This is a genomic window from Arthrobacter sp. 10N44_2 (genome assembly GCF_056394385.1).
Window position 1 is genome coordinate 120,654 of the sequence record NZ_JBFTHT010000013.1, and the last position, 20,815, is coordinate 141,468.

The window sequence follows — 20,815 nt, forward strand, 5'->3', positions numbered from 1 at the left end:
CGGGGTCACCGCATCCGTTCCGGGCCGCCCAGGCCCGGCGCGGCACCCGGTACAGCGTCCGGGGCAAGGAACACCTCGAGCACAAAGTCGCGCTCCTGGTAGGTCCCGCCGCCGGCCCAGCCCAGGTGCCGCCGGGCCGCGGCATGGACCGCGTCGCCGTCGAGTTCCCAGCCGGAAATGGGGTGCCGCCAGTGGCACAGCGCGAGGGTCCCGCCAGGCATGAGCGAGCCTTGAATCCGGTCGAACAGTCCGGCGAGCTCTGCCGGCGAGAGGTAGTAGCCCACCTCTGAAACCACGATCAGGTCGAACGATCCGTCCGGCCACTCGTTCGGGACGGTCAGGTGTCGCGTCGTCGCCGCGGGCAGGTGCGAGAGCCGCCTGGCGGCACGGTCCAGGGCGGTGCCGCTGGCATCGACGGCGAGGAAGCTTCCGCACCGCGGCGCGAGTTCCACGCTCAGGGTCCCGATGGAGCAGCCGATCTCCAACCCGGACGTGTAGCTGCTGCCGGGCAGCGCGGCGAGCGTGAGGGTGCGTTTGCGCTGCTCGTACCAGCTCGAGGTGTACTGCCAGGGGTCCTCCTCCCGGGCGTGGACGCCATCGAACACGCGCTCCGCGTCGCCCGCGGCGAAGGGCCGCCGGGACCCTCCATCCGCCCCGCCATCGCCCGAGCCATCCGCCGGGACGACCGCGGGGTGCCAGGCAAACGTCTCCCAGGTCCGCTCAAAGTGTGTCAGGAAGGCCGGAGGCAGGAGCACCTCGTCGCCCGGCAGCCCGGAGAGCGGGCGCACCTGGGACACATGTGCCGCCATCGCGGCGGCCTTGGCCTCAAGCTCTGCCGGGCGCAGCGGCAGCCGGAACCAGCCGCGCCATGCCCCGCCGTCCGGGTCGCCGGGTCCGGTCAGGCCGGCCGCCCCGGCCGGGCCGCCGCCGGCGTCCGGCGCGCCTGGTGCCGCCCATAACCAGTACCAGATGGGGTATTCGAGGAGTGCGTGGCCCGCCGCGGCGCTGAGCCCGGCGGCAACGGATCCGAGGACGTCGTGGTCGGTGTGTCCATCGGAGCGGTAGGGCGCCACGAGAACCACCTCGTCGGCGGCGCGACCGCACACGGCCGCTGCCTCCCGGACCGCGTCCCGGACGGCGGCCCGGATCTCTTCCCGGTGCCCGGCGAGGTGACCGTCGGGCAGGCCCAGGCACTGCCACGCCACGTTCCCGGCCCCGTTCCCGGCTCCGGAAAGGCGTTTCAGGGCGTCGCCGAACTCCTGCAGCCGGACCGCGGCGAGCTGTTCCGGCGTCGTCGTTGGCGAGCCGGGGTGGGATCCTTCCCCCGCCGTGCACAGCAGCACGCGGACCGTGGCGCCGACGGCGTGCAGCCGGGCCAGCAGCCCGCCAGCCCCGAGCGATTCGTCGTCCGGGTGCGCGGCCAGGACAATGAAGGCCCGGCCGGCGAGCGCCGCGTCATCCAGCGGCAGGTCCGGCAGCCTGGCGGCGGGGCTGCCGGCCCAGGCGGCCTCGGACGTCCCGGCGTCGTTGTGTGTGAAAGTCACCATGGGTTGCTTTCGGCCAGTGCCAGGGCGCCCAACTGCGCGTCGTCGCGCATCGCGTGGTGCTGGCGGATGTACAGGGCGAGATCGGCCATCCGTTTTCCGTAGCGCTCGTCAAAGGCGAGGGGGGCCGGACCGAGATTTTGGCTCACGAGCGTCTGGACGCGTTCGACGGCGGCGGCCACGCTGCCGCGCACACGCAGGGCTTCCTGCCACGCACCGCGGTCCGAGAGTTCGCCGGCGTCGATCCTTGCGGCCGTGCCGGCCAGGTAGGCGGTGAGGGCGGCCAGCGTGCGGTCAATCTCGCCGAGGTGGGCCAGCGCAATCTGGTCCGGTTCCCGTCCGCCGTCAGCGGCGTGCCGCAGGGAGTCGGCGAAGCTGCGTGCCACGGCGACGGCGCCGCCGAGCCAGCAGGCGGCCACGCCCATGCCGCCCCACGCGAAACCCGGGCGCTGGTAATACCAGCCGGCGCCGCCGAGGGGCACGGCGGGAACGGCCTCGAAGTGGACTGTGCCGCTGGGAATCTCGCGCAGTCCCCGGCTGGTCCACTCCGGATTCGCGAAGCCCACGCCGTTCGCGTGGAGGTCGACGGCGAAGGCGGCCCGGCCTCCGGCCTCCAGATGGGCCGTCAGTACGGCATGGTCCAGTTGGGCGGCGAGCGAGCACCAGGGCTTGGATCCCTGCAGGATCCAGCCGTCTGCGGATTCCTTGGCTTCAAGCCGCAGGCCGGGCGCCTCGGCGGCGAACACACCCCAGGCCCCCTCGAAGTTGGCATCGTCGGGGTCCGGGCAGTCCCGGCCGTGCCGTGCCGCCTCGTCGCCGGCCTGGGCCAGGATCGCCACGGCATCCAGGTGTGGTTCCAGCACCCGTCCGGCGGCGACATCGACGGCGGTTACGGAGGCCAGAATCTCCCACAGGAACGCGGTCCGGCCGTCCCCGGGTTTGGGCGCCGCCGCCGCGGCCGCCTTGGCCAGCTCCAGCAGCCCCGGCACATCGCGGACGGCGTCCTGCGCCTCGGACAGCAGGGGGCTGATCGTCTCCAGGTCTGCGGCCGCGGAGCTGATCCGGACGGGTAGGGGGTGGTCGGAGATGGGGATCCCGTTCATTTCGGCTGCCTGTGTTCCTTCGGGCTGGACGGATTCGGGCTGGGCGGATTCGGGCTGGGCCCGGCCACGTGGCTGAAGTCCTGCGCGTCCGCGGCCGCGCCGCCATCACTGGCGCCGTCGACAAGTAATCTAAGCATACTTAGCACTTGGGGGTGGCCGGGGCTTCACGGGGTCGGCTGCCACCGGCGCGTTCGCCCCGGCGGACAGTCTCTTGCGCCTAGCGGACGATCGCGAGGGCGAAGCCGTCCCAGCCTTTCGAACCCACGGTCTGGATCACGGTGCCGTCCAGCCGCGGGTCATCGCCCATCATCTGGAGGGTGCTGATGATTCCGGGGGCGTTGACCGGGTCCATCGACGCGTCCAGCACCGCACCCTCCCACACGACGTTGTCCACCACGATGGTGGTGCCGGGCCGGCCAAGCCGGATGGCCCAGTCCAGGTAGTGCGGGTTGTTTTCCTTGTCGGCATCGATGAACACGAAATCGAAGGGCGGCCCGGCCTCGTTTTCCAGCTCGGGCAGGGTGTCCAGCGCCGCGCCGACCCGGATGTCCACCTTGTGGCCCAGCCCGGCATCGTCAACGTTGGTCCGCGCGACGCGGGCGTGCAGGGGGAGGTATTCACAGGTGACCAGCCGGCCGTCGTCGGGCAGTCCCTGGGCCATCCAGATGGTGCTGAAGCCGGCCAGCGTGCCGATCTCCAGGACGTGGCGGGCACCGGAGAGCTGGACCAGCAGTTTCAGGAGTTTGCCGGCGTTGGGGGCCACTTCGATGGCCGGCATGCCTGCCTCAAGCGCGCTGGTCACGGCGCGCTTGAGTGAACGGTCCGGGCGGACCACCGCGTCGGAGAGGAAGTTCTCGACGGCGACCCAGCCGGGGGCGGACTGATGCTCGATCATGCCCCCAGTGTTCCAGCCGCCCGCGCCCGGCGGTACCCCTGCGGGCGCGCCTTTCCCGCCCGGGTTTCGGCGTGCGGCCCGACTCAGTACACCTAGTTTCCCGGCCGGGCAGGAATCTGCGGGCCGGTCCCGCCGGCGCCCTGCCCGTCGATGGCGTTTTCCAGCCGTTCCACCTTGCCGGTCAGCTCGCCGCTGTAGCCCGGCCGGATGTCCGCCTTGAGGACCAGCGAGACGCGCGAACCGTAGGCGCCCACCGCGTCCGTGGCCCGCTTGACGACGTCCATGACCTGGTCCCACTCGCCCTCGATCTCGGTGAACATGGAACTCGTCCGGTTGGGCAGGCCCGACTCCCGGACGATCCGCACCGCGGCCGCGACGGCGTCGTGGACCGACGCGTCGCCGGGCGCTTGCCCGTTGGCGGGGTCACCGGAGGGTGCTACGGAGAATGCGACCAGCATGTGGTGGTTCCCTTCACTCAGTCAGGACACCGGGGGCGAAAACTTCCGGGCTGTCCGGCACCAGTCTTTCACGCGATTCAAGCCCGGCAGCGGCCGGGCACACCTCCGCCACCGTCACATAAGTCACTACCCGCCGGTAACAGGTTCGCGCACCCTTCGCGTTGCTACCCTAGGCAAATGAACCGGGCAGTAGACCGCAGGCCGCTCCGCGCAGATGCCGCGCGCAACGTGGACAAAATCATCGCCGCGGCCCGCCAGTGCTTCCGCGAGCACGGCCCCGAGGTGCCGCTGCAGACCATTGCCGTCACCGCCGGCGTGGGTCCCGCCACCCTTTTCCGGAATTTCGCCGACAAGGAAGAGCTGGTGCTCGCTGCCCTGAACCAGCAGCTCCGGCTGCAGGTGGATCCGGCCATCGATGAGGCCCTGGCCGATCCTGACGCCGCCGCAGGGCTCTTTCGGGTCATCGATGCCACGATGCATGTCGCCAGCGAAGAGGCCAACCTGCTGGGAGCCGTCGCGGGCCGGCGCGGGCTGCTGACCGGGATTACGGGTGGCCTGATTGAATCCATCGCCGTGCTGCTGGGCCGGGGCCAGGGGCAGGGCACCCTGCGCAGCGATATTTCCATGACGGACATGATCCGCCTGCTGGCCATGCTGATCGGCGTCGTGGACACCATGGAGCCGGGCTCCGACGCGTGGCGCCGGCCCGTGGCGCTGGTTGAGGACGCCATCCGGACGGAGCGGCCGGACCGGGCGTTGCCGCCGCAGGCCCCGCTGACGGGCACCGCGTTCGACGCCGTTCTCGGCTAGCACCCATAAGCGCCGGATCCTGCAGGTGCCCCGACAGTCCGGTGCCCGGCGCTAGTCTTCGGCCGGCTTTTCCTTGGCTTCGAGAAGGTGTTGCTGAAGCTTCTCTTCGGCTTCCCGACGGCGGCGGGACATTTCGCGCATTTCCCGGGTGGACTCAGCCCCGCCGGAAACATACGGCTCGTGCTGCTTGGTGCGCTGATCCTTGCGCGGCTCCGCGGCCTGCTGCTCCGCGGCCTGCTCGTCGGCAGCCTCCCGGCCGGCAGCCGGCAGCTCGCCGTCGTGTTCAGTCATGTTCGAATGCTCCCATGCGATCCCGGCACCAAGTAGGGACTAAAGACCGTTCCGGCGGCACCCACAGCCCATCCGCGCTCCAGCGCGGTCAGGCGTTCCACTGGCGGGTCAGTCCCAGCCGAGCAGCCGGAGCCCAGCGGCCGCGGCCGCGCCGGCGATCACCACCACCAGGAACGGCGCGCGCAACCACAAGGCGATGCCCGCCGCCGCCAATGCGCCCAGCCGGGCGTCCAGGACGAGCGACTGGCCGGAGGCGACAGCATTGACCACCGTCAGGGACGCCAGCAGCCCGATTGTCATGGTCCCGGCAATCCTGGACATCCGCGGGTTGCGGAGCAGGCTGGCCGGCACCAGGTAACCGAGCAGCTTCCAGGCGTAGGCGAGCAGGCAGGAGAGCAGCAGCCACATCCAAAGATTCATGCGTCGTCTCCGGGGCGGTCACCGCGGGATTCGCGGGCCGGGTCGTGGTGGTGGTGCGCGTGGTCCTCCGCGTACGGATCGACGTCCGGTTCCAGGCCCTCGTCGCTGCGGCCGTGGCTGAACCAGCCGATCCCTGCCGCGACCACGGCGGCGACGAGGATCGGCACTCCCGGGGGCACGAACGGCACGGCCAGCACGGTGGCCAGCGCGCAGACCACCGCGATGGCCACAGGTTCCCTGCCTTTCAGCCGCGGCCAGAGCAGGCCCAGGAAGGCGGCCACGGCGGCGCCGTCCAGTCCCCACTGTTTGGGATCCCCGAGCGCCCCGCCGGCCAGTGCGCCGAGGGCGGTGAACAGGTTCCAGAGGACAAAGACGCCGATTCCGGCGGTCCAGAAGCCGCGTTTCTGCTCGTCGGGGTCCGTCTGCCCTGTGCTGGTGGCGGTGGACTCGTCGATGGTCAGCTGGGCCGCGGCAAACTTCCGCCACCCGCGCGGCTGCAGGAGGGCATTGATCTGCATGCCGTAGATGCCGTTGCGCATGCCCAGCAGCGTCGCGGCGCCCATCGCGGCGACGCCGGACCCGCCTCCGGCCACCACACCGATGAAGGCGAACTGCGAGCCGCCGCTGAACAGCAGCAGGCTCAGTGCCATGGTCTGCCAGAAATCCAGGCCCGAGGTTACGGACAGCGCGCCGAAGGAGACGCCGTAGAGACCGGTGGCGATGCTGATCGACAAACCGATCCGCACCGCCGGTGACTGCAGGATTTTCACGGGCGCCGGTTCCGCCGCGTCAAAGTCCAGGCCCATGCGATGAGGGGCGCCTGGAGCGGGAGCCGCAGGGTGTGCATGCGTCGCCGGCGCGGCGAGCCCTCCGGCCCGTAGGCTTTGCGCAGGGCATCCACGTGGCCGGCGAGGAAGGCGGCGAACATCGCCGTGACGCAGCCCGCGGCGGCCCTCCGGGTGGCCGGGACCAGGAGCCCGACGGCGGCGGCGGCTTCCAGCAGCCCGCTCACTGCCACCCATTCCTCACGGGACAGGACGGCCAGGGGCCCGTTCGGCTGCTCGCCGGAGTCGTCCCGGCACAGGAAGTCGGGTACCACCGGGTGGAAAAATTCAGGCTCGCGGAAGTGCTTGGCGGCACTGGTGAGCAGCAGCGCGCTCATCGCTGCCGCGGACAGCGTCTGGAGGTCCGGGACGGGCCGGCGAAATGGCATGCAACAACTCAACCACAGCGGCCACGCCGGCCGTAATCCGCCCGGGACTCGGGGGATGTGAAGATGTCAGCCCAAGATCCGTGTGGCAGCCAGACGGCTACCGTGGGGGCCGGCTGTCCGCCATGAGCTGGGAGAGGACCTGGGCGGGCCAGTTGGTGGTGATCTCCTGGATCCCGAGTTTCCGGCACCGTTCGACGTCGTCCTCGGTGTCGACCGTCCACACCCGGCACCGCAGCCCCGAGGCGAGCCAGCGCTGAACGGCCGGGGCGTGCGTGCGGACGTACCCGATGCCGGGGCCGGCAATGCCGGCCTCGGCCGCCGCCAGGATCCGTTCCCCCTCAGCCTGGGCGGCCTTCATCACGTTGGCCAGCGCCCCGCCGGTCAGGGCACCGAGGCCCAGTTCCTCCCGGATGTCCGCCACATTGACCTCATCCACGAGCTGGCAGACAGCCGCGGCCGGTACGGACTCCAGGAGGTGTTTTACGGAGTCGGGGCTAAAGCTCATGAAGGAAACCGTGATGTTCTCCAGCATCGACGTCCGCGGATCCCAGCCCTGGGCCCTCAGGACCTCGAGGGCCCGGTACTCGAGTCTGAGCTGGTACGGGCTCGGGTGTTTGAACTCGATCGCCAGCCCGATCCCGCGGCCGGCCGCACGCAGGATGTCGAGCAGGTCCGGCAGGGTCAGGAACTGCCCGGACTTGGCGCCGTAGGCCTCCGGGATCCGGGCTCCCTTCCAGGAGGAGAAGTCCAGTTCCTGGAGTTCTTGCAGGGTCCGGTCGGCCACCTGGCCGGTGCCGTCCGAGGTGCGGTCCAGGGTGGCATCGTGCAGGAGCACCACGTGCTGGTCCCGGGTCAGGTGGACATCGCATTCGACGCCGTCGGCGCCGTCGGCGATTGCCTGCAGGTACGCGGCCCGGGTGTGCTCGGCGAATGTTCCGCTGGCGCCGCGGTGGGCATAGACCAAAGGCCGGGCGGCGGCAGGCTCATCAGTGGTCATGGTGCCACGTTAGCGGACCGTCCGTTTCCGTGGCGGGCTAGGCTGGGCTCATGCAGGTGAATACTGAGTCAACCTCCCTGACCGGCGCCGCGGGACGTCCGGGCGGCGCCCGGCCGGACGGTCCCCCCGGGCAGCGTTCCGCTGCCTCCAGCGACGTCGAGAAGGCCGCGGCGCTGCGCCGGATGAAGCTCCTCGCCCTCTCGCTGCTGGCCGTCATGGCGGTGATCTTCATCGTCGCGTTCGCCCTGCAGAAGCAGTATCCGGGGCTCGAATACGTCCGCGCCGCGGCCGAGGGCGGCATGGTCGGGGCCCTCGCGGACTGGTTCGCCGTCACGGCCCTGTTCAAGTACCCCATGGGCATCAAGATCCCGCACACCGCGATCATCCCCCGCCGCAAGGACCAGATCGGCGCCTCGCTGGGCGAATTCGTGGAAACCAATTTCCTCTCCGAACAGGTGGTCCAGGAGAAGCTGGCGTCCGCAGACATTGCGCGCAAGGCCGGCGCCTGGCTGTCCAGCCCCGGCGGCCCGGACCGGGTCGCCAAGGAGGGTGCCGCCGTCATCCGCGGCGCGTTCAAGGTCCTCAACGACGACGACGTCCAGGCCGTGATCGAGTCCATGGTCCGCAAGCACCTGCTCACCCCGCCGTGGGGGCCGCCGGTGGGCCGCCTCGCCGAGCGGATTTTCGACGACGGGCACCACCATGCGCTGGTGGACCTAATGGTGGACCGCACCGTGGACTGGGTGCGGGACAACCAGGAGACGGTCAACAGGCTGGTCACCGACCGGTCCCCGACGTGGGTGCCCTCGTTCGTGGACGGGCTGGTGGGCGACAAGGTGTACGTGGAGATCCTCAAGTTCACCCGCGCCGTGCAGTCCGACCCGCACCACCAGGTCCGCCTCTCGATCGACAAGTACCTCAAGGAACTCGCGCAGGACCTGCAGCATGATCCTGTCATGATCGCCCGCGCCGAGGGCATCAAGGCCCAAGTGCTCGGCGACCCGGAGGTCCGCGAGCTCGCCTCCCGCACCTGGGACACCATCAAGACGGCCCTGCTCACCGCCGTCGATGACCCGCACAGCGAACTGACCGTCAAGTTCAAGGCGGCCGTGCATGACTTCGGCACCCGGCTCCTGGTCGATCCCGAGCTCGCCGGCAAGGTGAACGCCTGGATCGGCGACGCGGCCGGCTACCTCGTGAAGACCTACCGCTCGGACATCGCGGGGGTCATCACGGACACCGTGGCCCGCTGGGATGCCGAAGAGACGTCGCAGAAGATCGAACTGCAGGTCGGCAGGGACCTGCAGTTCATCCGGATCAACGGCACGGTGGTGGGCGCACTGGCCGGGCTGGCCATCTTTACGCTGGCCACCCTGCTGTTCGGCTAGCTGGGCCCCGCTCCGCGGCACCGGCTAGGCGGCCGCGACCTTGGCCTTGGTCCTGCCGTGCATGGCGAAGATGGTGAAGATCAGCGCCGCGAGCGCTGTGGCGACTAGCAGCAGCAGCCCGATCGCGTAGCTGTGCGCCGCGGCGTCATAGGTGGCGCCCATGATCAGCGGCGGGAAATAGCCGCCCAAGCCGCCGGCCGCGCTGACCACCCCGCTTATGCTGCCGACCTTGCCCTCCGGCGCGAGGACCCCCACCCAGGCGAATACCCCGCCCGTGCCCAGGCCCAGCGCCGCCGCCATGGCGACGAACGTCAGGCCGGCGGGGACGTCGCCGTCGGGTTGCAGGTTCACCACCCAGGCAAGGACGGCGACGCCGGCGAGGGAAGCGATCACCACTGGCTTGGGACCGATCTTGTCGGCGAGTACGCCGCCCACCGGCCGCGCCAGCACGGCTGCGAGCGCAAACCCCGCGGTACGGGCGCCGGCCGCGCTGGGATCGAAGCTGTAGACATCCCGGAGGTACGTGGGCAGATACGTGGCGAAGGAAACGAAGCCACCGAAGAGGACTGCGTAGAGGAAGCACAGCTTCCACGTGACCGGGGTCTTCGCGGCGTCGATCAGCTTGGGCATCACGGGCGCGTTGCTGCGGGTCCAGCCCGGCGCCTCCTTCAAGCGGAACCAGATGATGGCGGCCATGACCGCCAGAATCGCGGCGATCAGCAGGTGGGTGGGAACGTAGCCGATGGCGGCGACAAGCCGGGGGTTCAGGAAAGCGGCCAGGGCCGTTCCGCCCATGCCCGCGCCGAAGACGCCGGTGGCGAAACCCCGCCGGGCGGGCTCGTACCAAGCGCTGACAAAGGGGATCCCGACGGCGAAGACGGTTCCGGCGACCCCCAGCAGCACGCCGGCAGCCAGCACCAGGGCGAAGGAGTCGAGGCTGCCGCCGACGGCCACCAGCAGGATCGGGACGATGGAGGCCAGCAGGACAAAAGTGAACATGGCGCGGCCGCCGTACTTGTCCGTCAAGGCGCCGACGACGATCCGCCCCAGCGAGCCGACGAAGACGGGCATGGCCACGAGCACACCGGTGGTGGCCGGATTGAGGTGCAGATGCTGGGTGTAGAACGCGCTCAGTGTGGCGATGGAGTTCCAGGCCCAGAAGCACACCACGGAGGTCGAGGTGGCGAGCGTCAGATTGAGCGCCCGGCCCGCAGGGGCGGCGACGGGCGGGGACACTGCTCCGGCCACGGTGGTCTCCTTCCTGGTTCAGCAAAGCGGTTCAGCAAAGCGGTTCAGCAAAGCAGCTTCAGCGATGGCACCGGGTCACCGGTTCCTGGTGTCCCGGTCCCGGGTTCCGACGGCGGACCAGCCCCGCCGGGCGCCGGCCGTGGAGCTCCGGGCGCCGGCAGCGCCGGCTGTGCCTTTGGCCCCGGCGCCGCCGGTGTCCCGATCCCGGGAGCGGTAGACGATGTAGGGGCGGAAGAGGTAGTGGAACGGGGCCGTGAAGGCGTGGACCAGGCGCGTGAACGGCCAGATCACGAACAGCGCCATGCCTACCAGGGTGTGCAGGTGGAAGGAGAACGGGGCCGCGGCCATCGCCGCGATGTCGGGCTGGAAGATGAACAGCGAGCGGAACCACGGGGCCACGGTCTCGCGGTAATTGTGCCCGTGCTCGCCCTCGAAGACACTCGCCAAGGTGGTCCACAGCCCGAACACGATGGCCGCGGTGAGCACCACGTACATGGTCTTGTCATTGCCGGTGGTGGCCATGAAGACCGGCCCGGTGGTCCGGCGGCGGTAGATCAGCAGGAGGATCCCGCCCAGCGTTCCGACCCCGGCGATCCCGCCGACCAGCAGGGCGTTGAAATGGTAGAACTCCTGGCTCATCCCGGCCGCCTGGGTCCACGCCATCGGAATGACCAGGCCGAAGAAGTGACCGGCGATCACGGCGAGCAGGCCAAAGTGAAACAACGGGGACGCAATCCTCAACAGCCTGGACTCATAGAGCTGGGAAGACCTCGTGGTCCAGCCGAACTGGTCGTACTTGTAGCGCCAGAGAAGTCCGCCGACCAAAACCACCACCATGACGTACGGCAGCACGCCCCACAGCACGATGTCCAGTGCGGTGAGTCCGACGGCGGATCCGGGTTCCGCTTCGAATGCCAGCATGCTCAGGCCCCCTTCACGGGCAGCAGGCGCGGATCGTACGGGTCCAGGCCCACGGCCTCCGTGGGCGGGCCGTAGCCGGCCATCCGCATGACGGCCTGCTCGTCCGCCGGGGATTTCCCGGGCAGCGTGGCGCAGACGGCCTGCAGGATCCGGGCGTGCGGCAGCTGGTCCCTGAGCAGCCCGAAGCGGAGCATCTCCAGGCTCGCCCGGAAGCGCGTCAGCAGCTCGCGGCCGGCCTCGAGGTCCACCAGCGCGGCGTATTCGAGGACCATCGGGAGGTAGTCGGGCAGTTCGCCGTGGGTGTCCACCAGGGTGTCGCTTTGCCGGTAGGTCTTCTTGAAGTTGCCCAGAACTTCGCCGCGGCGCCGGGTGTCCCCGTCAGTCCAGTAGGACAGGTGCAGGGCGTGGCGCTTTCCGAGGTCGAACTCGCGCACGTATTGGGACTGGAGCTGGATCGGCGGCGTGGACTCCAGGTGGTCCAGGACCGCAACGAAGTCCGCCGTGGCGCCGGGGAACTCGGCCAGCGCGGCCCGCATCAGCGGGACCCGGCCGGTCAGTTCCTCGTCAGGGTAGGACAGGCACCAGGCCGCGGCGAGGTAGAGGACCTGCTGGCGGCGGGTCATGGCTGCTCCCCCGCCGGAGGGGATTCCGCGGGGCCCGCCGGTTTCGGCGGCGGCGGTTTCGCCGGAGGCGGTTTTTCCGGAAGTAACGCCTTTTCCGGAAAAAGCCCGGAGGGCGCTCCGGTGCCGTCCCAGTTCAGCAGGTTCACCCTGCCGCGCAGGGTGGTTTCCCCGGGCGCGGAGCCGGAGGTCTGCCGGTCCCGGAGGGCGTTGAAGGTTTCCACCGCCACGGGGACGGGCCGGCCGCTGGCTTCGCCGAAGTGGGCGGTATCCTGCATGCCCGGGCCGCCCTCGAAGTCGAGCGAGCAGCCCATTTCCTCGAGGTCGTGGGCCTGCTCCACGTGGGCCTTCGGGATAACGTAGCGCTCCTCGTATTTCGCGATCGCCATCAGCCGGTACATCTCGTACATGCTCTGGCTGTCCATCCCCACGGCCTCCGGGATGGCGTCGTCCGGGTCGTCGCCGAGGCTGATGCCGCGCATGAAGGAGCGCATGGCGGCGAGCTTCTTCAGCACCGCGGTCACCCGGTCCGCGTCGCCGGCGGTGAAGAGTTCAGCGAGGTATTCCACCGGGATGCGCAGCGCGTCGATGGCGCCGAAAAGGTTGCCGGTGTCCTCGCCGTCGTGGCCCTGGTCGCGCAGCAGGTCCACCACGGGTGAGAGCGGCGGCACGTACCAGACCATCGGCATGGTCCGGTATTCCGGGTGCAGCGGCAGCGCCACCTTGTAGACCTTGGCGAGGGCGTAGACCGGCGAGCGCCCGGCGGCGTCGATCCAGTCTTCGGGGATGCCCTGGGCCCGGGCCTCGGCCTGGACGGCGGGGTCGTTCGGGTCCAGCAGCACGTCCATCTGGGCGTCGTAGAGTTCCCGGGGGTCCGTGACGGAGGCCGCCGCGGTGACGGCGTCGGCGTCGTACAGGAACAGCCCCAGGTACCGCAACCGGCCCACGCAGGTCTCGGAGCAGACTGTCGGGAGCCCCACCTCCACCCGCGGGTAGCAGAAGGTGCACTTCTCGGCCTTGCCGGTCTTGTGGTTGAAGTAGATCTTCTTGTAGGGGCAGCCGGTGACGCACTGGCGCCAGCCGCGGCATTTGTCCTGGTCCACCAGCACAATCCCGTCTTCCACCCGCTTGTAGATCGCGCCGGAGGGGCAGGAGGCCATGCAGGACGGGTTCAGGCAGTGCTCGCAGATCCGCGGCAGGTAGAACATGAAGGTTTGTTCGTACGCGAACTTGATCTTGTCCTCGGATTCCCGCCGGACCTTCTCCACGATCGGGTCCAGGTGGCCGTTCTCGGCGGAGCCGCCGAGGTCATCGTCCCAGTTCGCGGACCAGGTGATCTTGGTGTCCTCCCCGGTGATCAGGGACTTGGGCCGGGCCACCGGGAAGTCGTCGCCCAGCGGCGCGTCAACGAGGGTCTTGTAGTCGTAGGTCCAGGGCTCGTAGTAGTCCTTGAGCTCGGGCTGGACCGGGCTGGCGAAGATCCCGAAGAGCTTCTTGACCCGGCCGCCGGCCTTGAGCACCAGCTTCCCGCGCTTGTTCAGCGCCCAGCCTCCGTGCCACTTCTCCTGGTCCTCGTAGCGGCGCGGATAGCCCTGCCCGGGCCGGGTTTCGACGTTGTTGAACCAAACGTATTCGGTGCCGGCACGGTTGGTCCAGGCCTGCTTGCAGGTTACGGAACAGGTGTGGCAGCCGATGCATTTGTCCAGGTTCATGACCATGCCCATTTGGGCCATGACACGCATCAGTACTGCACCTCCTGGGAACGACGCCGGACGGTGGCCACCATGTCGCGCTGGTTTCCGGTTGGGCCAAGGTAGTTGAACGCGTAGGCGAGCTGGGCGTAGCCGCCGATCAGGTGCGAGGGCTTGACCAGCAGCCGGGTCACGGAGTTGTGGATGCCGCCGCGCCGCCCGGTGGCCTCGGACTTCGGCACATCGATGGTGCGTTCCTGCGCGTGGTGGACGTAGACCACACCGGCCGGCATCCGGTGGCTGACGATCGCCCGGGCCACCAGGACGCCGTTGATGTTCAGGCACTCCACCCAGTCGTTGTCCTTGACCTCGATGGCCGCCGCGTCGGCGGGGCTCATCCAGACCGTGGGCCCGCCGCGGGAGAGCGAGAGCATCAGCAGGTTGTCCTGGTATTCGGAGTGGATGGACCACTTGGAATGTGGCGTCAGGTAGCGGACCACCACCTCCATGGACCCGTCCTGGCCGAGCCTGGGTTCGCCGAAGAGCCGGTGCATGTCCAGCGGCGGCCGGTAGATCGGCAGCGCCTCGCCGATGTCCCGGATCCAGTCGTGGTCCAGGAAGAAGTGCATCCGGCCGGTCAGGGTGTGGAAGGGCTTGAGCCGCTCGACGTTGATGGTGAAGGGTGCGTAGCGCCGGCCGCCGGTCTCTGAGCCGGACCATTCCGGCGAGGTGATCACCGGAACCGGGCCGGCCTGGGTCTGGGCGAAAGTGATGTATTTTTCTTCGGAGCCCTCGGCCAGGTCCGCCAGTTTCCTCCCGGTGCGGATTTCCAGGTCCTTGAAGCCCTGCACGGCCAGCGCCCCGTTGGTGGTGCCGGAGAACGCCAGGATGGCCTCGGCCATCTTCGCGTCCGTATCGATCGCGGGACGGCCGTCCGCGGCGCCGCCAAGCATCACCCCGTTGGAACGGCTGAGCCGGTCCAACGGGCCGGCAAGTTTGTACGTGACGTTCTTGACCGTGAAGCCCAGTTTGTCCGCCAGCGGCCCGACGGCGGCGAGCTTGTCCGCGATGGCGGTGTAGTCCCGCTCGACGATGGAAAAAATGGGCATGTTCTGACCCGGGACCGCCGGGACGGACATGTCCCGCCAGTCCCGCACAATCCCGCCGGGCTGGGCCAACTGGCCGGGCGTGTCGTGCTGCAGCGGCACGCTCACCAGGTCCCGGCGGACGCCGAGGTGGGTTTTGGCCTGCCGGGAGAACTCCTGGGCCAGCAGGTGGAAGGTGTCGAAGTCCGTCTTGGTCTCCCACGGCGGGTCAATCGCGGGGGTGAAGGCGTGCACGAACGGATGCATGTCGGTGGAGGACAGGTCGTGTTTTTCGTACCAGGTGGCGGCCGGGAACACGACGTCGGACAGCAGGGTGGTGGAGGTCATCCGGAAGTCCGCGGAAACCAGCAGGTCGAGCTTCCCTTCGGGCGCCTGCTCATGCCATTTCACATCCTTGGGCTTGAGCCCCTCGGCATGGTCCTGGCCCAGGACATTGTTGTGGGTTCCCAGCAGGTTCCGCAGGAAGTACTCGTTGCCCTTGGCCGAGGAGCCGAACAGGTTGGAGCGCCACAGCACGAGGGTCCGCGGCCAGTTTTCCGGGGCGTCCACGTCCTCGATCGCCGGGTTCAGGGTGCGGCTCTTCAGGGCATCGGCGATGTAGCCGGCGGTGTCCGTCGCGGTGCCGGCGGCGACGGCCGCCCCGGCCTCGTCCGCGAGGTCCAGCGGGTTACGGTCGAACTGCGGGTAAAACGGCATCCAGCCGAGCCGGGCGGACTGGGCGAGGGCATCCGCGGTGTGCATGCCGTCCAGGGCCCCGGTGGAGAGCGGGGACTTCAGCGCATCCGCGGAGTAGCCGTCCTGCCGCCACTGGTCCGTGTGCATGTACCAGTAGCCTGTGCCGATCATGGTCCGCGGCGGCCGGGACCAGTCAAGGGCGTTGGCCAGCGACAGCCAGCCGGTGACCGGCCGGGTCTTTTCCTGGCCGACGTAGTGCGCCCAGCCGCCGCCGTTGCGGCCCATGCAGCCGGTCAGCATCACCAGGGCCAGCACCGCCCGGTAGGTGGTGTCGCCGTGAAACCACTGGCAGATCCCGGCGCCCATGATGATCATGGACCGGCCCTTGGACTGTTCGGCGTTGCGGGCGAATTCGCGGGCCACCCGGATGCAGGCCTGCGCCGGGACGGAGGTGATCTCCTCCTGCCAGGCCGGCGTGTAGGGTGTCGCTGCGTCCTGGTAGCCGGCGGCCCAGTCCCCCGGAAGCCCGTCGCGGCCGACCCCGTACTGGGCCAGCATGAGGTCGAAGACGGTGGTGACCAGCTGGCCTTCCACCGCCAGGACGGGCACGCCGCGGCGGAGCACGCTGCCGTCCCCGCCGGCATCCTCGAAGCACGGCAGCAGGATCTCGGCGCTCTCCGCGGAGACCTCCCGGAGGGACAGCGCCGGTTCGATCGCTCCGAGATCCAGGTTCCACTTGCCCTCGCCGCTCTCTGAGTAGCGGAAGCCCATTGAGCCGTTGGGGACCGCCGGCAGCCCGGTCTTCTTGTCGAACAGGACGGTGCGGAACGCCGCGTCCTCGGTCAGCGACTCGGCGGGAAGGTCCTTGGCGGTGAGGAACTTGGCCGGGGTGAGGGAGCCGTCGTCGCGCCGTTCGAGACGGACAAGGAACGGCAGGTCGGTGTACCGGCGGACGTAGTCAGCGAAGAACGGCACCTCACGGTCGACGAAGAATTCCTTGAGCATGACGTGCCCCATCGCCATGGCCAGCGCGGCGTCGGTTCCGGCCTGTGCGGGGAGCCATTCGTCGGCGAACTTCGTGTTGTCCGCATAGTCCGGGCTGACCGTGACCACTTTGGTGCCGCGGTACCGCACCTCGGCCATCCAGTGTGCGTCCGGGGTGCGGGTGACGGGGACGTTGGAGCCCCACATCATCAGATACCGGGCGTCCCACCAGTCCCCCGATTCCGGGACGTCGGTCTGGTCCCCGAAAACCTGCGGGCTGGCCACGGGGAGGTCGGCGTACCAGTCGTAGAAGGACGTCATCACCCCGCCGATCAGCTGGATGAAGCGGGTCCCCACGGCGTGCGAGACCATGGACATCGCCGGGATGGGCGAGAAGCCGGCGCAGCGGTCCGGGCCGTAGGCCTTGATGGTGTTCACGTGCGCGGCGGCGGCGATTTCGATCGCCTCCTGCCATGAGACCCGCACCAGGCCGCCCTTGCCGCGGGCCTGCTGGTAGCGGCGGCGCCGCTCGGGGTCGCCCACGACGTCGGCAAAGGCCAGCACCGGGTCACCCAGCCGGGCCTTGGCCTCGCGGTACATCTCGACGAGAACGCCCCGCGCATACGGAAAACGCACCCTGGTGGGTGAATAGGTGTACCAGGAGAAGGCCGCGCCGCGCGGGCAGCCCCGCGGCTCGTATTCCGGGCTGTCCGGGCCCACGGAGGGGTAGTCGGTCTGCTGGGATTCCCAGGTGATGATGCCGTCCTTGACGTACACCTTCCAGGAGCAGGAGCCGGTGCAGTTCACCCCGTGTGTGGACCGGACCACCTTGTCGTGGCTCCAGCGGTCCCGGTAAAAGATGTCGCCCTTGCGGCCACCCTCGCGGAACACCGCCCTGCCGTCGTCGGTCTGGTCCCATTTCGTAAAGAATCGGCCCAGCTTCAACATTGCATCCGAGGCGGGCCCGTCCAGCCCCGCCGCGTCTCCGGCAGTCATTCCTTCAAGCTAGGGTGCCCCTTCTGGCCGGAACAGGGCCTTAGGACACTGTGGCGGGCCCGGGTCCGGGCGGCCCGGGAGCTGCCCGGCCGGCCCCGCAGTTCAGGGCCACCGGCCGGCCCCGCGGGTCGGGGCTCGCGGTTCAGGCGAAGCTCTCCAGCTCGACGCCGGCAGCCTCCAGCGCCGCACGGATCGCGGTCGCCGCGGCAACGGAGCCGGCGGTGTCGCCGTGGAGGCACAGCGACTGCGGCTCGATCCGGAGCTCGGTGCCGTCGACGGCCTCGATTTCGCCCTTCGTGGCGAGCCTGACCGCCCGCTCGGCAACCTGTCCGGCGTCGAGCATCACCGCCCCCACCTCGGTGCGCGGCACGAGGGTGCCGTCGGGGAAGTAGGCGCGGTCGGCGAAGGCCTCGGAGAAGACGGGGTGCCCGGCTTCCTTGGCGATTTCCAGCAGGGCTGAGCCGGGGAAGCCGAGGACGGGCAGTCCGGGATCGTAGGCCTGGATGGCGGCGATCACGGCGGAGGCCTGCTCGCCGTCGTGCACGGTGCGGTCGTAGAGCGCCCCGTGCAGCTTGACGTAGTCCACCGAGGCGCCCACGGCATGGGCCACGCCGTCGAGCGCCCCGAGCTGGTAAAGGACCGCGCCGAAGAGATCGTCAAAGGTCATGTCCAGCGAGCGCAGGCCAAAGCCGGCCAGGTCCGGGTAGCCGATGTGGGCACCGACGTTGACGTCGAGCTCGTACGCCGCCCGGCAGGTGTCCAGCATGGTCACGGGGTCCCCGGCGTGCATCCCGCAGGCCACGCTGGCGCTCGTGACCAGCGGAAACATCGCGGCGTCGGCGCCCTTGGTCCAGGTCCCGAAGGACTCCCCCAGGTCAGTGTTCAGATCCAAAACGTGCCGCCGTCCTTCGTTGAAGTCTTCGGGGCGCCGCTGCCCTGAGTGCCGCCGCCCTGGGTGCCGCCGCCCGGGGCGCCGCCGTCCGGCTGCGCGTCCAGGGAAGTTTCGAAGAGCGCGGCCGGCCCGGTGGTTTCCGCAAGGGCTTGCAGTTCTCCCGGAATCGTGTCCGGGATGGGCCCGAATGCTTCCCTGGCGTTCGCCACGACCGCATGGCCCATCACCCGGTTGCCCACTCCGCCTACGACGGCGCCGATACCGAAGGGCAGGGCACGGCCCAGCCAGGCTGTGCCCTGGGTCTTGAGCAGGGAGCGCAGGAACATCGTCTGGATCTTGGCCCGCACTGTACCGAAGCCGGCGAGGGGGACGCGGCGGGTGAAGGCCGCGGTCCAGGCCTGGGTGGGCCCCTTGCCCCGGCCCGCCGCCTGTCCGCTCAGCGAGCTCAGCAGCTGGGTGCCTTCCTCGCCCAGCATGACCGCCATGACCAGGGTGCTGGCTCTGTCCGGGTCCACCATCCGGATGCCGTGCAGTTCAGCAAGAGCCGTGGAATACAGTGCGGTGGCTTCGAGGAACCCGACTGCTGCGGCGGCCGAGAGACCGAGTGCGGCCGCAGTTCCGACGCCCGGAATCACGGCAGCCCCGCCGACCAGCGCACCGCCGCCGGTGACGGCCAGCAGGTAGTCGCGCTCCAGGATGGCGGCGAGCTGCGCCGCGGTGGCCTGCGGGTGCCTGCGCTGAAGCCTGCGGATATTGGCCAGCACCAGCGGCCGCTGGACTTCAACCGCCCGCAGGAGCACCTTGTGCAGACCGGGCCGGGGCTGGCCGGCGGCGTCGAACATCGCGCTGTGGGCCGTTTCCTGGGCAATCTTCATTGCAGGGTTGCTGCGCTTGGCCATGATCGCCTCTCGTCGGAACCATAAAACTAAGTGCACTTAACACTACACACGGGCAGGAAGGCGGGGTCGCCGCTGCGCCCCGGAGGGGTCTCAGCCCGGCCGCGCGGCTGGCTACTAGACTGGGCCCATGCCCGCCCTGCGAGCCCTCCGCCCCTTCGCGCACCGGGAGTACCGCGTGCTGATCACGGCGCTGGCCATCTCCATCTTCGGTTCCGGGATGTGGGCCGTCGCGATGGTCTACGAGGTGATCCACCTGGGCGGCGGACCGCTGGAGCTTTCGGTCGTGGCCGCGGCGGGCAGCGTCGGGCTGGTGACGTTTCTGCTGGCCGGCGGCATCGCCGCGGACCGCGTGCCCCAGCGGCTCCTGATCATCGCGGTCGAGGGCGCCAACCTCGCCGTCGTTGCCACTGTCAGCGGGCTGGCCCTGGCCGGCTTGCTCGAGCTGTGGCATCTCGCGCTGGGGGCCTTCGTGCTCGGCGTCGGGGCTGCGTTCTTCTTCCCCGCCTACTCCGCCATCCTGCCGCGGATCCTGCCGCCTGAGGACCTGCTGGCGGCCAACGGCCTGGAAGGCACCATGCGGCCGCTGTTGCAGCAGGCCGCCGGACCGGCCGTCGCGGGCATCCTGGTGGCGGCCCTGTCCCCCGCCTACGCCGTCACCGGAGTGGCGGCCTGCCATCTGGTGGCCTTCTGCATCCTGAACCTCCTCCACCGCCAGCCCGCGGCAGGGGTCCCGGACAGCGGTGGGGCTACCGAATCTGGCCAGCCGCGGGCCAAGACGTCCCTGCGCCACGACCTCCGCGAGGGCGTCAGCTACACCGTCCGGACGCCCTGGCTGCTGTGGACCCTGCTCTGGGCCTGCATTTCGGTGCTGTTCCTGATCGGCCCCATCGAGGTCCTGATCCCCTTCGTGGTCCGGGACCAGCTCGGCGGGGACGCGCGCATGTTCGGCTTCCTGCTCGCCATCATGGGCGTGGGCGGTGCCGCAGCCTCGCTGGCCACGGCTTCTTTTCCCCTCCCGCGCCGCTACCTCACCGTGATGATGGTGTCCTGGGGAGCGGGAAGCCTGCCAATCGCCGCCGTCGGAATCATGGACAGTTTCTGGGCCGTGGCCGCCGCCCTCTTCATCTTCGGCGCCACCGGCGGCGTGGGCATGGTGATCTGGGGAACCTTGCTCCAGCGCCGGGTGCCGCCGCATCTGCTGGGCCGCGTCTCGAGCCTGGACTTCTTTGTATCCCTGGCCCTCATGCCGGTCTCCATGGCACTCGCCGGGCCGGCCGCCGAGGCGCTGCCGGTGTGGCTGATCTTCCTCGTCGCCGGGACCGTGTGCCCGGCGATGGCCGTTGTCGCGATGGTCGTGGCGCGGATGCCGGCCGATGAACTGGCCCACCCCCTCACCGGCGGTGAGGAGCCCGCCGGCGGTGAGGAACCCGCCGACGCCCCGGCGCCTGCCGAATCCTCCGGACCAGGGCAGCCCGGCCCAGACCAACGCGGGGTCACCTAGCGCCCATGTCCGGGGCGCAAAGTCATACGGTCGTTGCAACATTCTGGTTTTGGAGGTTGCGATGCCGAGTGGTTATCGGGCGCCCGATGCGCTGAAGGATGAGTTTTTCTCCCTGGTCCGGCAGGGGGTGTCGGTCAAGGAAGCCTCTGCCCGGATCGGGGTG

19 protein-coding genes are annotated in these 20,815 nt (G+C 69.6%); 3 read left to right on the forward strand and 16 right to left on the reverse strand.

The annotated features are described in order from the left end of the window. Nucleotides 1-5 precede the first annotated feature (5 nt). The 4 genes from AC1DBX_RS14665 to AC1DBX_RS14680 form a co-directional block, all read right to left on the reverse strand. The gene (locus AC1DBX_RS14665; protein WP_476932065.1) at nucleotides 6-1,547 is read right to left on the reverse strand and encodes a PIG-L family deacetylase; all 1,542 of its coding nucleotides are present in this window, start codon (nucleotides 1,545-1,547) and stop codon (nucleotides 6-8) included. Further along, nucleotides 1,541-2,647 (reverse strand): acyl-CoA dehydrogenase family protein, encoded by a 1,107-nt coding sequence (locus AC1DBX_RS14670; protein ID WP_476886721.1) that lies wholly within the window; start codon nucleotides 2,645-2,647, stop codon nucleotides 1,541-1,543. The genes AC1DBX_RS14665 and AC1DBX_RS14670 overlap by 7 nt, the downstream gene beginning before the upstream one ends. Nucleotides 2,648-2,864: 217 nt before the next feature. After that, the gene (locus AC1DBX_RS14675) at nucleotides 2,865-3,542 is read right to left on the reverse strand and encodes an O-methyltransferase (RefSeq protein WP_476849851.1); all 678 of its coding nucleotides are present in this window, start codon (nucleotides 3,540-3,542) and stop codon (nucleotides 2,865-2,867) included. Nucleotides 3,543-3,634: 92 nt separating this feature from the next. After that, nucleotides 3,635-4,000, reverse strand: a complete 366-nt coding sequence (locus AC1DBX_RS14680; RefSeq protein WP_230008484.1) for a thiamine-binding protein — start codon at nucleotides 3,998-4,000, stop codon at nucleotides 3,635-3,637. A gap of 177 nt (nucleotides 4,001-4,177) precedes the next feature. On the opposite strand from AC1DBX_RS14680, the gene AC1DBX_RS14685 reads away from it, so the two are divergent. After that, nucleotides 4,178-4,810 (forward strand): TetR/AcrR family transcriptional regulator, encoded by a 633-nt coding sequence (locus AC1DBX_RS14685; protein WP_028275272.1) that lies wholly within the window; start codon nucleotides 4,178-4,180, stop codon nucleotides 4,808-4,810. Between the two features lie 51 nt (nucleotides 4,811-4,861). Here the strand turns inward: AC1DBX_RS14685 and AC1DBX_RS14690 are convergent, their stop codons facing one another. The 5 genes from AC1DBX_RS14690 to AC1DBX_RS14710 all read right to left on the reverse strand — a co-directional run bounded on the left by AC1DBX_RS14690 (nucleotide 4,862) and on the right by AC1DBX_RS14710 (nucleotide 7,731). Beyond that, on the reverse strand, nucleotides 4,862-5,101 hold the full coding sequence (locus tag AC1DBX_RS14690) for a hypothetical protein (protein WP_223914633.1): 240 nt from the start codon (nucleotides 5,099-5,101) through the stop codon (nucleotides 4,862-4,864). A 108-nt stretch (nucleotides 5,102-5,209) separates the two neighbouring features. Further along, nucleotides 5,210-5,521 (reverse strand): AzlD domain-containing protein, encoded by a 312-nt coding sequence (locus AC1DBX_RS14695; RefSeq protein WP_230008482.1) that lies wholly within the window; start codon nucleotides 5,519-5,521, stop codon nucleotides 5,210-5,212. Next, on the reverse strand, nucleotides 5,518-6,327 hold the full coding sequence (locus tag AC1DBX_RS14700; protein ID WP_476932066.1) for an AzlC family ABC transporter permease: 810 nt from the start codon (nucleotides 6,325-6,327) through the stop codon (nucleotides 5,518-5,520). Before AC1DBX_RS14700 ends, AC1DBX_RS14695 begins: the two co-directional genes overlap by 4 nt. Beyond that, entirely contained in the window at nucleotides 6,288-6,734 is a 447-nt protein-coding gene (locus AC1DBX_RS14705) for a DoxX family protein (protein ID WP_476849854.1), read from the reverse strand. The genes AC1DBX_RS14700 and AC1DBX_RS14705 overlap by 40 nt, the downstream gene beginning before the upstream one ends. A 97-nt stretch (nucleotides 6,735-6,831) precedes the next feature. Next, the gene (locus tag AC1DBX_RS14710) at nucleotides 6,832-7,731 is read right to left on the reverse strand and encodes a glycerophosphodiester phosphodiesterase (protein ID WP_476932067.1); all 900 of its coding nucleotides are present in this window, start codon (nucleotides 7,729-7,731) and stop codon (nucleotides 6,832-6,834) included. A 50-nt stretch (nucleotides 7,732-7,781) separates the two neighbouring features. Here AC1DBX_RS14710 and AC1DBX_RS14715 point away from each other — a divergent pair, with 50 nt between their 5' ends. Further along, nucleotides 7,782-9,119 carry a DUF445 domain-containing protein gene (locus AC1DBX_RS14715; RefSeq protein ID WP_476932068.1) on the forward strand — a complete coding sequence of 446 codons (1,338 nt, stop codon included), beginning with the start codon at nucleotides 7,782-7,784 and terminating at the stop codon, nucleotides 9,117-9,119. 24 nt (nucleotides 9,120-9,143) lie between these two features. On the opposite strand, the gene AC1DBX_RS14720 is transcribed toward AC1DBX_RS14715, so the two are convergent. The 7 genes from AC1DBX_RS14720 to AC1DBX_RS14750 form a co-directional block, all read right to left on the reverse strand. Then, the gene (locus tag AC1DBX_RS14720; RefSeq protein ID WP_476932069.1) at nucleotides 9,144-10,367 is read right to left on the reverse strand and encodes an MFS transporter; all 1,224 of its coding nucleotides are present in this window, start codon (nucleotides 10,365-10,367) and stop codon (nucleotides 9,144-9,146) included. 75 nt (nucleotides 10,368-10,442) lie between these two features. After that, complete coding sequence (gene narI / locus AC1DBX_RS14725; RefSeq protein ID WP_230007794.1) at nucleotides 10,443-11,288, reverse strand: respiratory nitrate reductase subunit gamma; 846 nt, start codon at nucleotides 11,286-11,288, stop codon at nucleotides 10,443-10,445. Nucleotides 11,289-11,290: 2 nt separating this feature from the next. Further along, entirely contained in the window at nucleotides 11,291-11,911 is a 621-nt protein-coding gene (gene narJ / locus AC1DBX_RS14730) for a nitrate reductase molybdenum cofactor assembly chaperone (protein ID WP_476870174.1), read from the reverse strand. Beyond that, nucleotides 11,908-13,650: a nitrate reductase subunit beta gene (gene narH / locus AC1DBX_RS14735; RefSeq protein ID WP_476932070.1), complete on the reverse strand. Its 1,743-nt coding sequence runs from the start codon at nucleotides 13,648-13,650 to the stop codon at nucleotides 11,908-11,910. The genes narJ and narH overlap by 4 nt, the downstream gene beginning before the upstream one ends. Beyond that, the gene (locus AC1DBX_RS14740; protein WP_476932071.1) at nucleotides 13,650-17,360 is read right to left on the reverse strand and encodes a nitrate reductase subunit alpha; all 3,711 of its coding nucleotides are present in this window, start codon (nucleotides 17,358-17,360) and stop codon (nucleotides 13,650-13,652) included. The genes narH and AC1DBX_RS14740 overlap by 1 nt, the downstream gene beginning before the upstream one ends. A 142-nt stretch (nucleotides 17,361-17,502) precedes the next feature. Continuing rightward, nucleotides 17,503-18,252, reverse strand: a complete 750-nt coding sequence (locus AC1DBX_RS14745; RefSeq protein WP_476932072.1) for a LamB/YcsF family protein — start codon at nucleotides 18,250-18,252, stop codon at nucleotides 17,503-17,505. After that, a complete protein-coding gene (locus tag AC1DBX_RS14750) occupies nucleotides 18,243-19,151 on the reverse strand; it encodes a hypothetical protein (RefSeq protein WP_476932073.1) in 909 nt (302 codons plus the stop codon). Before AC1DBX_RS14750 ends, AC1DBX_RS14745 begins: the two co-directional genes overlap by 10 nt. Before the next feature lie 127 nt (nucleotides 19,152-19,278). Here AC1DBX_RS14750 and AC1DBX_RS14755 point away from each other — a divergent pair, with 127 nt between their 5' ends. After that, nucleotides 19,279-20,652 carry an MFS transporter gene (locus AC1DBX_RS14755; protein WP_476932074.1) on the forward strand — a complete coding sequence of 458 codons (1,374 nt, stop codon included), beginning with the start codon at nucleotides 19,279-19,281 and terminating at the stop codon, nucleotides 20,650-20,652. Nucleotides 20,653-20,815: the final 163 nt, after the last annotated feature.

Excerpts from the sequence above, each read along its gene's own strand:
- AC1DBX_RS14665 (WP_476932065.1), bottom strand. The coding sequence starts at position 1,547 with ATGGTGACTTTCACACACAACGACGCCGGGACGTCCGAGGCCGCCTGG.
- AC1DBX_RS14670 (WP_476886721.1), bottom strand. The coding sequence starts at position 2,647 with ATGAACGGGATCCCCATCTCCGACCACCCCCTACCCGTCCGGATCAGC.
- AC1DBX_RS14675 (WP_476849851.1), bottom strand. The coding sequence starts at position 3,542 with ATGATCGAGCATCAGTCCGCCCCCGGCTGGGTCGCCGTCGAGAACTTC.
- AC1DBX_RS14680 (WP_230008484.1), bottom strand. The coding sequence starts at position 4,000 with ATGCTGGTCGCATTCTCCGTAGCACCCTCCGGTGACCCCGCCAACGGG.
- AC1DBX_RS14685 (WP_028275272.1), top strand. The coding sequence starts at position 4,178 with ATGAACCGGGCAGTAGACCGCAGGCCGCTCCGCGCAGATGCCGCGCGC.
- AC1DBX_RS14690 (WP_223914633.1), bottom strand. The coding sequence starts at position 5,101 with ATGACTGAACACGACGGCGAGCTGCCGGCTGCCGGCCGGGAGGCTGCC.
- AC1DBX_RS14695 (WP_230008482.1), bottom strand. The coding sequence starts at position 5,521 with ATGAATCTTTGGATGTGGCTGCTGCTCTCCTGCCTGCTCGCCTACGCC.
- AC1DBX_RS14700 (WP_476932066.1), bottom strand. The coding sequence starts at position 6,327 with ATGGGCCTGGACTTTGACGCGGCGGAACCGGCGCCCGTGAAAATCCTG.
- AC1DBX_RS14705 (WP_476849854.1), bottom strand. The coding sequence starts at position 6,734 with ATGCCATTTCGCCGGCCCGTCCCGGACCTCCAGACGCTGTCCGCGGCA.
- AC1DBX_RS14710 (WP_476932067.1), bottom strand. The coding sequence starts at position 7,731 with ATGACCACTGATGAGCCTGCCGCCGCCCGGCCTTTGGTCTATGCCCAC.
- AC1DBX_RS14715 (WP_476932068.1), top strand. The coding sequence starts at position 7,782 with ATGCAGGTGAATACTGAGTCAACCTCCCTGACCGGCGCCGCGGGACGT.
- narI (WP_230007794.1), bottom strand. The coding sequence starts at position 11,288 with ATGCTGGCATTCGAAGCGGAACCCGGATCCGCCGTCGGACTCACCGCA.
- narJ (WP_476870174.1), bottom strand. The coding sequence starts at position 11,911 with ATGACCCGCCGCCAGCAGGTCCTCTACCTCGCCGCGGCCTGGTGCCTG.
- narH (WP_476932070.1), bottom strand. The coding sequence starts at position 13,650 with ATGCGTGTCATGGCCCAAATGGGCATGGTCATGAACCTGGACAAATGC.
- AC1DBX_RS14740 (WP_476932071.1), bottom strand. The coding sequence starts at position 17,360 with ATGACTGCCGGAGACGCGGCGGGGCTGGACGGGCCCGCCTCGGATGCA.
- AC1DBX_RS14750 (WP_476932073.1), bottom strand. The coding sequence starts at position 19,151 with ATGGCCAAGCGCAGCAACCCTGCAATGAAGATTGCCCAGGAAACGGCC.
- AC1DBX_RS14755 (WP_476932074.1), top strand. The coding sequence starts at position 19,279 with ATGCCCGCCCTGCGAGCCCTCCGCCCCTTCGCGCACCGGGAGTACCGC.